The sequence below is a fragment of the Streptomyces sp. NPDC023573 genome, assembly GCF_055559735.1.
Window position 1 is genome coordinate 575720 of record NZ_JBVHKB010000004.1, and the last position, 13808, is coordinate 589527.

The following is a 13808-nucleotide window of genomic DNA, read 5'->3' on the forward strand; positions in this document are numbered from 1 at the left end:
GCGGTGCGGAGCACCCCTGGAAACTGTGTAGACTTGGCGTCGCTGCTGACCGCACCATGGTGCGACAGAGCGTGCCGCCTTAGCTCAGTTGGCCAGAGCAACGCACTCGTAATGCGTAGGTCTCGGGTTCGAATCCCGAAGGCGGCTCTGTAGAAGCCTCAGGACTCACTCGCCGTGACCTGGGGCTTTTGCTTGTGCTGGGTCACGCGCGTCGCCGCGCTGCCTGGGCGGCCGCCTCCGTATCCGGTTCTCGATCGGCCAGGGCGGCCCCGGCGGCCCAGCACCGGGAGCCGCCGCCGGCCGGCAGGTCGGACATCAGCCCGGTCCGGACCGCCTGATACCCAGGGTGCCGGCGGCCGGCCCCTGGCGGGCTCCGGTGGTCAGCCGACGGTCCACTTCTGGCCGGCCGCGCCCGTGCAGGTCCATATCTGGAGCCGTGTGCCGTCTGCCGAGGAGCCGCCGGTGGCGTCGAGGCACTTGTCCGCCGCGGTGTTGGTCAGGTCGCCGGCCTGGGTGTGGACCCACTTCTGTGCCCCGGTCCCGTTGCAGGTGTAGAGCTGGACGGCTGCCCCGTCGGCGGTGGAGCCGCCCCGCACGTCCAGGCACTTACCGAAGGCCCGTACGGAGCCGTCGTCGGCCAGGGTCCACTTCTGGGCGTCGACGCCGGTGCAGTTGTGCAGCTGGATCGGGGTGCCGTCCGCGTCCGAGGCGCCGGCGACGTCGACGCACATGCCGCCGATGCCCTTGATCGGGCCGGGGGTGCCCGAGCCGCCGCCGGAACCGTCCGAGGCCGAGACCCGTACGTAGTCGACGGTCATCGTCTGGGGGAGAGAGGTGGAACCATCCGGGCTGCCGGGCCAGTTACCGCCCACGGCCAGGTTCAGGACGATGAAGAAGGGGTGGTCGAAGACCCACTTGTTGCCGTTCACATCGGCGGGGGTGCGTGTCTGGTAGGTCTGGCCGTCCACCGACCAGACCAGGGCGTTCGGGCTCCAGTCGACCGCGAAGGTGTGGAAGTCGTCGGCGAAGTCCCGGCCGTCCGGCAGGCTGTACGAGGCCCCGATGCCGGCGCCGCCTGAGTAGCCGGGGCCGTGGATGGTGCCGTGGACGGTGCCGGGCTCCTTGCCGACGTTCTCCATGATGTCGATCTCGCCGCTGTTCGGCCATCCGACACTGCCGAGGTCGTCGCCGAGCATCCAGAAGGCCGGCCAGATGCCCTGGCCGCGCGGAATCTTGATCCGGGCCTCGTAGCGGCCGTACGCCTGGGTGAACGTCTGCGCGGTGTTCAGCCGGGCGGAGGTGTACTGGCAGGTGCCGTACCAGCACTGGAGGCCGGAGTCGCTGTTCCGGTGAGCGGTGATCACCAGGTTGCCGTTCCCGTCCAGGGAGGCGTTCCGGGTGCTGTCCGTGTAGTACTGCAACTCGTTGTTGCCGTTGCCCGAGCCTCCCTTCTCCAGGGTCCACTTCGAGGAGTCCGGAGCGCTGCCGGCGGCGCCGTCGAACTCGTCGGCCCATGTCTGCGCGGCGGCGTCGGCCCGGGGGGTGCCCGGGCCGGTGGTGGTGAGGAGGAACGCGGCGACGAGGGCGGCGGAGAGCAGGAGAGCCAGTCCGGCGGGTGACCATCTGCGTGCGCGGTGAGAGGCCATGGTCTGCGTACCTTTTCTGTGGGGGAGAACAGGACACGGAGCCGACGGAGGGGCGGGAGTGGTCTGAGAGCGCTCTCGCCCTGCGGAGTGCGCCGCCGACGGAGCTCGATGGTACGCGGATCCCGCGGCCGGGCAACCGGGCCTACGGCGATGAAATCGCCCTGAACTGGCGGTATTTGGATGTGCCATTGCCGGCCCTGGATTGCTTAAGGCCCTTTTGACCCGGGCTTAAGATCGGACGGCTGGTGAAGGGACCGAGGGGGCGGACAGTCATGACCGAAGACGATGCGGGAGGCCTGCCCGGGCCGCTCGTCGGTCCCGAGTGGCTCGCGGCCCGGCTGGGCGGGATCGTGGTCCTCGACGCCTCCGTGGGCGCGCACCGCGCGACGGAGCGGCGGATTCCGGGGGCCCTGCGCTTCGACATCGACGGCGCGATGTCCGACCACACCGTGCCGCTGCCGCACACGATGCCCGGTGCCCGGCGCTTCACCGAGGAGATGCGTGCCTTGGGGGTCGACGGCACCGACACCGTCGTCGTCCATGACGCCGCCGGTGTCTACTCCAGTGCCCGCGCCTGGTGGATGCTGCGCGCCATGGGCTTCGGCCGGGTCGCGGTGCTCGACGGCGGCCTGCCCGCCTGGATCGCGGCCGGGCTGCCGGTGGAGGAGGGTCCCGCTCCCGGAGACGCCGGGCGCACCGGGGACTTCACCGCCCGTCCCCGCGAGGGGATGCTGGTCGGCAGCGAGGCGGTGGCGGCCGCCCTGGCGGACCCGCGATCGGCTGTCCTCGACGCACGTACCCGGGAACGCTTCGCCGGTACGGTGGCCGAGCCTCGGCCGGGGCTCCGGCGGGGCCACGCGCCGGGGGCGCTGAACCTGCCGTTCGGGGAGATCCAGCGCGACGGCCGGATGCTCCCGGCCCCGGAACTGCGCGCGGTGTTCGGCGCGTTGCTCGGAGAGCGTGAACGCCTGGTCGTCAGCTGCGGCTCGGGCGTCACCGCCTGCGTCCTCGCACTGGGCGCCGAACTCGCCGGTTACAGCGAGGTGTCCGTGTACGACGGATCGTGGAGCGAGTGGGGCCGGCCGTCCGAACTCCCGGCCGTGACAGGCCCGTAGGCAGTCGGCGGTGTGGCCGACGGGGGAATGAGTGCCGTGGCCCGCAGAGCCTGAGTATGCGCGCGCATGCCGCGGGGAGGCTGCCGCAGAGTGGAGAGGCACATACTCCGCAGTGCTGAAAGGCAGCCGCGCATGTTCCCCGCCCTCCCCGCTCCCGCCTCGACGGCGCGCGCGCCCCGCCCTCGTCCCGCCACGAACGGCCAGGTCCTCCTGGTCGCCCTGGTCTGGTCCGTGCCCCTCGCCGCGCTGTTCTTTCTCGGGTGCATGGTGCTGATGGTGTCGATGTGGAGTGCTGCCTCCGGCGAGTCACCCGTGTCGTTCCTGCTGGGGGCGGCCGGGATTCTCGCCGCGGGGGCGGCCGTGCTGACCGGCCTGTACCGCTCGCCTCCGCTGAGCCGCATGACCCCGATGGGCCGGCTGGCCCTGCTCGGCGTCGTGGTGTGGCCCTTCCCGGTGGTCACCCTGGCGTACGCGCTCAACGGCTGACCGGCGCCGGGGCGCTCGCGGGCGCCCGCCACGCGGTGCCCCGGACGGGGGCGGGGTCCGGGGAGCGGGCCCGCGCCCCGGATGCCGGCGGCGGGAGTGCCGTCAGGCAGCCAGCGAGGAGACGAGCTCCGCCGCCTCGTCCAGCACCGCCGTCCCGTGGGCGGTGAGCCGAGGGTCCGCCGCGCGCAGGGCGGTGGCCCGGGCGAGGGCGCCGGCGGGCACGCCGCCGTCGTCCGCGAACCGGGAGAGCAGCGCGGCCAGCAGCTCGCGGAGCTGATCGCCGGCGGGGGACGTGGGATCGAGGGCACCCTGGGCCAGGATCATCGATGTCATGGCCCGGTCCAGTTCGGGCGGGCCCTCACCGGCGGTCAGCCAGTCGGTCACCATGGCACCGTCGGGGGTCATGATGACGTTCCCCGGGTGGAGCTCCAGGTGGAGGATCCGGTCCTCGGGGTCCTGGGAGAGCCGTGGAGGGATCGCGTGCAGCTCCCGCAGGAGCCGCGCCAGCAGCTCGGCGCCCGCCCCCTCGGTGAGCGTGCCCGCCCGCAGCGCCTCGGCCAGCGTCGGCCCGGTCAGCCGGCGCATCACCAGGTCGGTGGGAAGCGCCTCCTCGGCCGGCGGGCCGATGCGGGGGACGGGGTAGCCCGAGGCCGAGAGGTAGGACAGCACGGCCAGTTCACCGGTGGCGTCGACGCCGTCGCGGTAGCGGCGCAGGACCCAGGGGCCGTCGAGTGCGTACACGTCGGCGGTGCGTCCCGAGCCCAGGAGTGGGCCTATATGCATGAGGGGAAACCTACCCGCGCCGTCCGGGCCGGGGGAGTCACCAGCGCATGTGGACGTCCTCGGCCCAGCCCAGCAGCCGGTCCACGGCGATCGAGGTTCCCTCGTCGGTACGGATCCGGCCGTCGTAGTGACCGAAGCACTGGTCGGTGCGGTTGGCGATCAGACCGACGTCCGTGTGCACGGCCCGGTTGTGGAACGGCGTGAATGTCAGGTCCACCTGGTCGGACGAGGGTGTACGGAGGGTCCAGGGAGCCAGGGGGTCGGAGACGGACCACCGCCAGTCCAGCTCCTCGCCGATCTTGGTGAGCCGGCCGTCCACACAGAGGCCGTTCTCGGTGGAGCCGGTGCCCTCCGTCCAGCGTCCGCCGAACTGGAGGCCGACCGTGTGCCCGTCCGTACGGCCGGACGCGGCGCCCCAGTTCCAGTCGACCGTACGCGGCCAGCGCCCGCGGCCATGGTCCAGGACGGCCCAGGTGTCCTCCCCGCCGAACGTCAGCAGATCGTTGCCGATCCGCACCCGGCCGGAGGCGGGGAGCGCGGTGTGCTTGGAGGTGTACTGGAAGCGCTGCTCGCTCCACGGCACGACCACGGAGAGCGACTCGTGTCCTTCCGGCCGCGACACCAGGAGGCCGACCTCCAGCGGCAGCCGCTCCGGGGTCAGACACCGGGCCCGGAGCCTCGTGCCGGCGTTCTCGTCACGGATCTCGACGCGCACCTTGCCGCCGGTCGGGCGGGCGGGGCCGACGACCACGTCCTCGGATCCGGGGGCCCCGGCGACGGTGTCGGGAAGGTGGACGCCCCGGCCGGCGGGGACGATCGAGGAGCACTCGAACTCGCGGCCTCCGGGGCCGAATTCCAGCACGTAGACCGTGTTCAGTGCCAGGAAGTCGAGGTCGCTCACCGTCAGGGCCACCAGATGGGTCGGCGTGGTCACGCACCAGTACTCCCACCGCTTCGTCCGGCCCCAGCCCCGCAGATTGGCCCGGTGCAGCGGCTTCCTCGACCAGCCGACCGCCGCCGGGTTCAAGGTGCCGTCGGACAGACAGAGGTCGACGGGCTCGGTGATCTCGTGCTCGTGCGTCGCCATGGCCGGAGCCTATAGCGGTGCGGAGCCCTGCCCGGGCACGGCTTCGGGCGCGCCCCATAACGCGGTGGTAGGGGGCGGACGGGATCTCCTGTCCACGGCCCGTGCGCGGCTACCTTTTCGGCAGTTCGCACCCGGGCTCCGCTCCCCCGGAGCCCGACGCCCCCCGAACACAAGGAGAGTGACGTGGAGACAACCGTGCTCCGCAGACGCGCGTTCGCCGCAGGAGCCGCCGCCGTGACGGTGGGCGCGCTCGCCCTCGCCGGTCTGACCGGTGTCGCCTCGGCCGGCCAGTCGGCCGGCGCAGTTCCTGCCGCCGTCGACCGGCTCTCGCCGGGACTGATCGAAGCCATGAGCCGTGACCTCGGCCTCGACGCCGACGAGGCCGAGGACCGGATAGCGGACGAGTACCGGGCGGCGGCCGTCGCGGCGGCGCTGGAGAAGTCCCTCGGTGCGGACTTCGCCGGAGCCCGGCTGAGCGACGGGGCCGCCGTCCTCGTCGTCGCCACCACCGACCGCGCCGACGTCGGACGGATCACCGCCGCGGGAGCCCGCGCGGAGGTCGTCGGACACAGCCTGGACCGCCTCGAAGCCGCCAAGGCGGCGCTGGACGCGGTGGCGCTGGAGAAGGCACCGAAGGACGTGCCGTCCTGGTACGTCGACGTCAGCACGAACCGCCTGGTCGTCAACGCCGCCCGTACGTCGGCGGCGGACAGCTTCCTGGCGGGGGCCGGGGTCTCCCGCGATCTCGTACAGGTCAACCGCTCCGCCGAACAGCCGCGCGCCTACGCGGATCTGCGCGGCGGCGACGCGTACTACATGAACGGCTCGGGCCGCTGTTCCATCGGCTTCCCCGTCAAGCGCGGCACCCAGAACGGCTTCGTCACCGCAGGGCACTGCGGAACGCCGGGTGTCACCACCACCGGGGCCAACCAGCAGGCCCAGGGCTCCTTCCAGGGCTCCACCTTCCCCGGCCGTGACTACGCCTGGGTCGCCACCAACGCCAACTGGACGCCCCGCGCCCTGGTGAACGGATACGGGAACGGCGACGTGACCGTCACCGGCTCCACCCAGGCCGTGGTGGGCTCCTCGGTCTGCCGCTCCGGTTCCACGACCGGCTGGCACTGCGGCACCATCCAGCAGCACGGCACCAGCGTCACCTACCCGGAGGGCACCATCTCCGGTGTGACGCGCACCAGTGTCTGCGCGGAACCCGGCGACTCCGGAGGCTCGTTCATCTCGGGCAGCCAGGCGCAGGGCGTCACCTCCGGCGGCTCCGGAAACTGCTCCCAGGGCGGTACGACGTACTACCAGCCGGTCAACCCGGCGCTGGCCGCCTACGGACTGACCCTCGTCACCAGCGGTACGCCGACCGACCCGCCCACCGATCCGACCGACCCGCCGACCGACCCGGGCGGCACCTGGGCCGCGGGGACGACGTACGCCGCCGGCGCTGTGGTGACGTACGGCGGTGCGAGCTACCGCTGTCTGCAGGGCCACCAGGCGCAGGCCGGCTGGCAGCCGCCGAACGTGCCCGCGCTCTGGCAGCGGGTCTGACGGCCGCTCCGCGCACGAGGCACGTGGCCGAGGCCCATAGGACATCCGCGTCCGAGGAAATCCCGTACACCGAGGAAGCAGCCATGACCGAGAGTTCATCCTCCGAGGCCGGACCTCACGGCCGCCCGATCAGCCGCAAGAACCTCCTGCGGGCCGCCGTCGCGGCGAGCGCCGTGCCCCTGATCGCGGGCGGGGGCATCGCCCTGGCCCGTGACACCGGCGCCGGCGGCGCACCCCTGGCGCTCACGCCCGCCTGTGACGACGGGGACGATCCGACCCCCGCGCAGATGGAGGGGCCCTACTTCAAGCCCGACTCCCCGCTCCGGACCAGCCTGGTGACGTCCGGTACCCCCGGCACCCCGCTCACCGTCAGCGGATATGTGTTCGGCAGGGCCTGCAAGCCACTGCCGGGAGTGCTCCTCGACTTCTGGCAGGCGGACGCCGGCGGGGCGTACGACATGAGCGGGTTCGCCTTCCGCGGACACCAGTTCACCGACGCGAACGGGGCCTTCGAGCTCACCACGGTGGTGGCGGGCCTGTATCCCGGGCGCACCCGGCACATCCATGTGAAGGCCCAGGCGCCGGGGCGCCCCGTGCTCACCACCCAGCTCTACTTCCCGGGTGAGCCGCGCAACGCCACCGACGCCCTCTACGATCCGGCGCTGCTGATGAACGTGCGCAGCGCGGGGTCCGGGCGGCAGGGCACCTTCGACTTCGTGCTCGATGTCGCCCAGCAGCCGGATCCGACCGATCCGCCGACCGATCCGCCGGGTGGCACCTGGGCGGCGGGGACCTCCTACCGGGCCGGTGACCGGGTGACCTACGACGGCGTCTCCTTCCGCTGTCTCCAGGCACACTCCGCCATCGCCGGGTGGGAACCGCCGCTGGTCCCCGCGCTGTGGGAGCGCGGGTAGACACGCGGCAGCGGCCCGGGCCGGGACTCCGTCCCCGGTCCGGGCTTCCGGCCCTCGTCCCCGGGAGCGGCCCGCACAGCGGCCCTCACAGTGACCGACGCCGCCTACTTCGCATCCGAATAGCGCTCGACGACCGCCGTGCTGAAGGGGAACCGCACCGGTGTCTCCCCGAACGTGACGCGGCCCGCCAGCTCCCCGGCCTCGCGGATCGCCTCCACCACCGCGGGCGCCTCCCCGGCCGGGCAGTGCACGATCACCTCGTCGTGCTGGAAGAACACCAGCTCCGCCCGCATCCCCTCGGTGGTGAGCCTCTGCCGGAGTGCCGCCAGGAGCAGCAGCGCCCAGTCCGCCGCGCTTCCCTGCACCACGAAGTTGCGGGTGAAGCGGCCCCGCGCCCGGGCGTTCGGTGAGGCGTAGCCCGGGGTGAGGCCGTAGGTGCCGGCACTCTCCCCGGCCGGCGGCTCCTCGCTCTCCTGCGGGATGCCGGCCTCCCCGTCCTCTTCCGCCCCGGCGGCGGGTGGGCTCGTGCGTCCCAGCCAGGTGCGGACGAGGCGACCCTCCTCGCCCGCCCTGGCCGCGTCGTCGACGTAACCGACGGCGTGCGGGAACCGTCGCCGCAGTGCCGCCAGGTTCTTCAGGCCGTCACCCGAGGTCTGCCCGTAGATCGCGCCCAGCAGCGCGATCTTGGCGTGATCGCGGTCGCCGTGGAACGCCCGGTCGGACAGGGCCTTGTAGAGGTCGCCCTCGTGTCCGGCCACCTCCATCAGCCCCCGGTCGCGGGAGATCGCGGCCAGCACCCGGGGCTCCATCTGGTCGGCGTCCGCCACCACCAGCCGCCAGCCCTCGTCGGCGACGACCGCCTGGCGTATCACCTTGGGGATCTGAAGCGCCCCGCCGCCGTTGGTCGTCCAGCGCCCGCTGACCGTGCCTCCCGGCTGGTACTCGGGGCGGAAGCGGCCCTCACGCACCCAGTCCTGGAGCCAGCTCCAGCCGTGGGCCGTCCAGACGCGGTACAGCTTCTTGTAGCGGATCAGCGGTTCCACCGCCGGGTGGTCGAGCTCCTCCAGCTCCCACCGCCGGGTCGACCTGACCTTGATCCCGGCCTGCGCGAACGCCTTCACGACATCGGCCGGCAGATCGGGCCGCACCCGTCTGCCGAAGGCGGCCGACACCTCCTCCGCGGCCTCGGCCAGTCTTCGGGGTTCGCCGCCGCCCGCGTAACGCTCACCGAGCAGGCCGTCCAGCACCTCGCGGTGGACATCGGCGCGCCAGGGCAGCCCGGCCCGGTTCATCTCGGCGGCGACCAGCATGCCCGCGGACTCGGCGGCCGTGAGCAGCCGCATCCTGCCGGGGTGCTCCGTCGCCTCGTGGCGGCGCAGCTGCTCGGCGTAGACCTCGATCAGCGCTTCGAAGGACAGATCGGTGCCGGAGCGCGGCTCGAAGAGGGCGGACTGGGAGCCGGGCTCCGCCGAGCGGGGCGGCGGATCGGGCGGCACCGGAGCCCGGCGCAGCCGTGCCCAGGCCGCCGCCGCGGAGCGGGGCTCCCCGAGCCGCCCCTCGTGGCCGAGCAGCAGCAGCTCGGCGCACTCGATGTCGTAGCACCGCTCGACCCGCACGCCCGCGGCGAGCAGACGGGGGTAGATGCCGGCGGTCGAGCGCCAGACCCAGCGGGCCACGCCGGGCCGGGAACGGACGGACTCGGCGAGGTCGGGCTCGGCCAGGACGGGACCGGCGGGCAGGCCGTCGCGCGTCAGAGGCGTGAGGAGCGCACCGCCCCCTTCCGCGATGGCCAGAGCCCAACGTTCGGTCATGGGCCGAGTCTTGCACCCGCCACTGACAGGGGGCCCCGCCTCGCCGCGCGGGTGCGCCCGACTGCCGCGAGGATCGGAGTGAGGTGCGCGCGGCGCGCACCGGGGCCACGGCAGGCGGCGGAGGAGACGGTGATGGAAGCGATCGTGTACGAGGAGTTCGGCGGGCCCGAGGTCCTGCGTCCGGCCCGGGTCGATGACGTCCACGCCGGGCCCGGGCAGATCCGGGTGGCAGTCGAGGCCGCCGGGGTCAATCCGGTCGACCACAAGATCCGCAACGGCTGGATGGAGGCGGCGTTCCCCACCCCGCTGCCCGCCACACCCGGCAGCGAGTTCGCCGGTGTCGTCGACGAGACCGGTGACGGTGTCACGGAGTTCGCGGTCGGCGACGAGGTCCTCGGCCGGAGCACGACCGGCGCGTACGCGGAGTACGTCCTGGCCGACGTGGGTTCCGTCGCGCCCAGGCCCGAGGGGCTGGGCTGGGCGGAGGCGGCGGCGCTGCCCGTCGCGACCGCGACCGCCGCCCGGGTGCTCGACGAGCTCGCGGTCTCCGCGGGCGAGACCCTGCTGGTGCACGGGGCGTCCGGCGCGGTCGGTTCCGCCGCCGTCCAGATGGCCGCCGCCCGGGGTGCCACGGTCATCGGGACCGCCTCACCGGCGAACCACGACTATCTGCGGGTGCTCGGCGCGGTCCCGGTGGCGTACGGGGAGGGGCTGGTGCACCGGGTTCGGGAAGCCGCGCCGCAGGGCGTGGACGCCGTGTTCGACGTGGCGGGCAGGGGCGCGCTGGCGGACTCGGTCGAGCTGCGCGGCGGTACGGCCGGCCGGATCGTCACCATCGCCGACCCGGACGCGGCTCATTACGGGGTGGCCTTCTCGGCGGGCGGCGGGAGTGGCCCCGACGAGGGCAGGCGGCTCGCGGAGTACGCGGAGGCGGCTGCGGTCGGCGGTCTGCGGATCCCCGTGGAGCGGACCTTCGCGCTCGGCGAGGCGGCACGGGCCCAGGAACTGAGCGAGGCCGGGCACGTACGCGGCAAGCTCGTCCTGCTCCCCGGGGAACACTGAGCGCCCGGCCGCCCGGGGGTCAGCGCTTACGCTGGCCGGATGGAATCGGTGATCGACCGGGCGTGTGCCGCGGCCCTGTATGCGGAAGGCGACGCGGGCCTGGACACCGGCGCCTCCCTCCTCGCCGCGGACCCGTCCGCCGACGAGGAGCTGCACCGGCGTGGCCAGGAGTTCGTCCGGCGCGCATGGACGCGTGGCTGGCAGCCCGCCGACGTCGTACGGACCGTCCGCCGTGAGCTGCACGAGGACGCCGCCGCGCTCGCCTCCGCCCTGATCACGGGGGAGACGGCGGGATACGCCCGGCTGCCCCCGCGCTGGGCGGACCAGCTCGCCGCCATGCCCGCTCCGGCGCCGCGCAACCGGCCCGACCGCTTCACGTACGCCTCCGCGCTCCTGGAGCTGTACCGCTTGCTGCTGCGGCTCCCGGTCGTCGAGCCGGTCGGGCCGGTGCCCGGCGCCGTGGCCGACGCTCCGCACCGGCCGCCGGCGCACGGTGAACCGCGCATGCTCACCAGGATCCGGGCGCTGCTCGCCAAGGCGGAGGCGACGGGTTTCCCGGAGGAGGCCGAGGCGCTCACCACCAAGGCGCAGGAGCTGATGGCCCGGCACAGCATCGACGAGGCGCTCCTCGCCGCCCGTACGCACAGCGCCGACACCCCGGGTGCCGTGCGCATCGGGGTCGACGCCCCGTACGAGAGCGCCAAGGCCGTCCTGCTCGACTCCGTCGCCTCGGCGAACCGCTGCCGTGCCGTCTGGAACAGCGATCTCGGCTTCACCACGGTCGTGGGCTTCGAGCCGGACCTGGAGGCCGTGGAGCTGCTCTTCACCTCGTTGCTGGTGCAGGGCACCGCGGCGATGACGAAGGCGGAGGCCGGACAGCGGGCCGGCGGGCGCAGACGGACCAAGACCTTCCGGCAGTCCTTCCTGATGGCGTACGCCCAGCGCCTGGGCAGCCGGCTCGCGGCGGACACCGAGCGGGTCACCGCCGCGGCCGGCTCGGAGGCCGGTACGGACGGCGGCGACGGTGAGGCCGGTGCCCTGCTGCCGGTCCTGGCGGCCCGGGACGTCGCCGTCACCGACACGGCGGAGCAGATGTTCCCGAGGACCACCACGACCCGGCTGCGCGGGGCGACCGACGCGGAGGGGTGGAACCACGGCACGGCCGCGGCCGACCGGGCCCGGATGGGCGGACGAGGGCCCGAAATCCGCCGTTAGGTCGGCGGAGCGGCATAAGTCGGGGTTGTCCGTCATCCGGCTAGGCTCGGTCCATGAGCTGGCTCCGGGCGCTGAAGGAGACCGCCCGCTCGGGGCTGACGATCGAGCGGCGGCGTCTCGAACCGCTCATCGCGTTGCGCGGCGCCGCGGGCCTCGCGCTCGTCGTCGGGGTGAGCCTGGCGCTCTTCGGCCCGGTGATCGCCGCCGGTTCCGCGTTCGGCGCCTATCAGGCGGCCATCGCCACCTTCCAGCGCAGCTGGCGTCCCCGGCCCGTGCTCGCGCTGGTCTCGGGGGCCAGTCTGGCCGTGTCGACGTTCGTCGGGTACGTCACCGTCTCCCATACGGTGCTGTTCCTGGCCCTGCTCCTCCTCTGGACGTTCGCCGCCGGGCTGGCCTGGGCGGCGGGCCCGACGGGCGGCATCATCGCGGGCTCCAACGTCGCGATCATGCTGGTCACGATCACCCTGCCCACCTCCGTCGCCGACGCCGCCGCCCACGCGGCGATGATGGCGTTGGGGGGGCTCGTCCAGGCGGCGCTGATCGTGCTGTTCCCGGTCCGCAGATGGGGAGCCCAGCGCGACGCGCTCGCCGACGCCCTGGCCGGTGAGGCGGACTACGCCCGCAGGCTGCGGCACGACCCGGTGGCGCCGTTCGACCCCGTACCGCTGATGACCGCGCGCAACGCCGCCGCCGTCACCCCCCGCCAGGCCCGGCGCCGCCCCGCCGACCTGCACGGCGCGCGCGGGGTCGCCGAACGGCTGCGGCCGGTCCTCGCCTCGCTCGCCGACCCGGCCCTCGGGGTGCCGGCCGAGGGCCCCGAACGCTACTGGGCGCGGGAGATCCTCGGCGCCGCCGGCTCCCTGCTCGACTCCGCGGCCCGGGCGGTGCGCACGGGCGACCCGGTGCGGCTGGACGAGACGGCGCTCTCGGTGCTGAAGTCCCCCGACACCGAGGTGATCCTCACCGGCCCGCCCCGCAGGGCCGCCGACCGGCTCACCTCGCTGCTCGCCGACGTCATCGAGATCGCCGAGGGGACCGGCACGGACGACAGGACGCCCGGCGAGCCCCTCGTCTCGCACCGCCGCCGGCCCACGCTGCTGAAGCTGGTCCCCGTGGTCCTGCGCTCCATGCGCCGTGAACTGCGCCGGGGATCGACGATCCTGCGCCACGCGGAACGGGTCTCGGCGGTGACCGCGGCGGGCTACCTCATCGGGGTGGCACTGCCTTTCGGACACGGGTACTGGGCGCCCATGACCGCCGTGATGGTGATGCGCCCCGAGTTCACCCACACCTACTCGCGGTCCGTGGGCCGCTTCATGGGCACCGTGCTCGGCGTCACCGTCGCCACCGGAATCGTGCAGGTCGCGCACCCGAACGCCGAGCTCTCCGCCCTGCTCGCCGTCGTCTGCGCCGCCCTGATGTACCTGCTGATGCGCACCGGGTACGCGGTCGGCCAGGTCTGTGTCTCCGCCTACGTCGTCTTCCTGCTCGGGATGGCGGGGGACGACTGGTCCCAGACCGTGCCCGAGCGGGTCGTGCTGACCCTCCTGGGCGGTCTGCTCGCGATGGTGGCGTACGCCCTCTACCCGGCCTGGGAGACTCCGCGGCTGCGCGACCGGCTCGCCACCTGGCTGATCACGGACGGGCGTTACGCCGCCACGGTCCTCGACCGGTACGCCGATCCCGCGTCCAGGACCCTGGAGGAGGTGCGCGCCACCCTCCTCACCACCCGGGAGGCCCGCGTCGCCTGGCAGGAGGCGCTGGAGACGGCCCAGCACGAACCCGTACGCCACCGGGGCATCTCCCGGACCTCCGCGGCGGACGCCCAGGACGCGCTCGCCCAGTTCGGACGCGTCGCGATGCTCATGGAGGCCCATCTGCCCGCCGCCTCCGCCACCCCCGTGCCCGAAGCCGCCGGACTGGCCGAGGCGCTGCGCCGGGCCACCGAGGAGGGCGCGAAGGCGGTACGGGAACGCCGCGTCCCGGACTGGGCCCCGGTCAGGGAGGCGCTCGCGCGCCCTGAGACCGCCGAAGGGCCGCCGCCCGACTCCTTCGTACGCAACGGGGCCACCCTGCTGCTCCGGGCTCTGGAGGACTTCTCGCGGGCGCTGGAGATCAGCAGCGGGCGGGCCTGA

The 13808-nt window shown here is 73.6% G+C and carries 11 protein-coding genes and 1 tRNA gene; 8 read left to right on the top strand and 4 right to left on the bottom strand.

Annotation, left to right across the window (positions count from 1 at the left end):
- Positions 1-73 precede the first annotated feature (73 nt).
- Positions 74-147: transfer RNA gene (locus ACZ32T_RS16595), tRNA-Thr, on the top strand.
- 233 nt (positions 148-380) lie between these two features.
- Here ACZ32T_RS16595 and ACZ32T_RS16600 read toward each other — a convergent pair.
- Complete coding sequence (locus tag ACZ32T_RS16600) at positions 381-1646, bottom strand: family 16 glycosylhydrolase (protein WP_467269696.1); 1266 nt, start codon at positions 1644-1646, stop codon at positions 381-383.
- A 272-nt stretch (positions 1647-1918) separates the two neighbouring features.
- Here ACZ32T_RS16600 and ACZ32T_RS16605 point away from each other — a divergent pair, with 272 nt between their 5' ends.
- Together ACZ32T_RS16605 and ACZ32T_RS16610 are read left to right on the top strand one after the other, a co-directional pair.
- The gene (locus tag ACZ32T_RS16605; protein WP_467269698.1) at positions 1919-2761 is read left to right on the top strand and encodes a sulfurtransferase; all 843 of its coding nucleotides are present in this window, start codon (positions 1919-1921) and stop codon (positions 2759-2761) included.
- Between the two features lie 132 nt (positions 2762-2893).
- Positions 2894-3247: a hypothetical protein gene (locus tag ACZ32T_RS16610; RefSeq protein ID WP_467269700.1), complete on the top strand. Its 354-nt coding sequence runs from the start codon at positions 2894-2896 to the stop codon at positions 3245-3247.
- A gap of 102 nt (positions 3248-3349) precedes the next feature.
- On the opposite strand, the gene ACZ32T_RS16615 is transcribed toward ACZ32T_RS16610, so the two are convergent.
- Both ACZ32T_RS16615 and ACZ32T_RS16620 read right to left on the bottom strand, forming a co-directional pair.
- A complete protein-coding gene (locus ACZ32T_RS16615; protein ID WP_467367505.1) occupies positions 3350-4030 on the bottom strand; it encodes a phosphotransferase in 681 nt (226 codons plus the stop codon).
- Between the two features lie 37 nt (positions 4031-4067).
- On the bottom strand, positions 4068-5117 hold the full coding sequence (locus ACZ32T_RS16620) for a DUF2804 domain-containing protein (protein WP_467269703.1): 1050 nt from the start codon (positions 5115-5117) through the stop codon (positions 4068-4070).
- Positions 5118-5300: 183 nt separating this feature from the next.
- Here ACZ32T_RS16620 and ACZ32T_RS16625 point away from each other — a divergent pair, with 183 nt between their 5' ends.
- Together ACZ32T_RS16625 and ACZ32T_RS16630 are read left to right on the top strand one after the other, a co-directional pair.
- Positions 5301-6671: an alpha-lytic protease prodomain-containing protein gene (locus tag ACZ32T_RS16625; RefSeq protein ID WP_467367507.1), complete on the top strand. Its 1371-nt coding sequence runs from the start codon at positions 5301-5303 to the stop codon at positions 6669-6671.
- An 83-nt stretch (positions 6672-6754) separates the two neighbouring features.
- Entirely contained in the window at positions 6755-7585 is an 831-nt protein-coding gene (locus ACZ32T_RS16630; RefSeq protein ID WP_467367509.1) for a dioxygenase family protein, read from the top strand.
- Between the two features lie 104 nt (positions 7586-7689).
- Here the strand turns inward: ACZ32T_RS16630 and ACZ32T_RS16635 are convergent, their stop codons facing one another.
- Positions 7690-9396: a bifunctional 3'-5' exonuclease/DNA polymerase gene (locus ACZ32T_RS16635; RefSeq protein ID WP_467367511.1), complete on the bottom strand. Its 1707-nt coding sequence runs from the start codon at positions 9394-9396 to the stop codon at positions 7690-7692.
- A 132-nt stretch (positions 9397-9528) separates the two neighbouring features.
- Here ACZ32T_RS16635 and ACZ32T_RS16640 point away from each other — a divergent pair, with 132 nt between their 5' ends.
- From ACZ32T_RS16640 to ACZ32T_RS16650, 3 genes are read left to right on the top strand one after another with little or no spacing between them, the layout of a single operon-like run.
- Positions 9529-10458 carry an NADP-dependent oxidoreductase gene (locus ACZ32T_RS16640; RefSeq protein ID WP_467367513.1) on the top strand — a complete coding sequence of 310 codons (930 nt, stop codon included), beginning with the start codon at positions 9529-9531 and terminating at the stop codon, positions 10456-10458.
- Positions 10459-10497: 39 nt separating this feature from the next.
- The gene (locus ACZ32T_RS16645) at positions 10498-11673 is read left to right on the top strand and encodes a DUF2786 domain-containing protein (protein WP_467367515.1); all 1176 of its coding nucleotides are present in this window, start codon (positions 10498-10500) and stop codon (positions 11671-11673) included.
- A gap of 53 nt (positions 11674-11726) precedes the next feature.
- A complete protein-coding gene (locus tag ACZ32T_RS16650) occupies positions 11727-13808 on the top strand; it encodes an FUSC family protein (protein ID WP_467269712.1) in 2082 nt (693 codons plus the stop codon).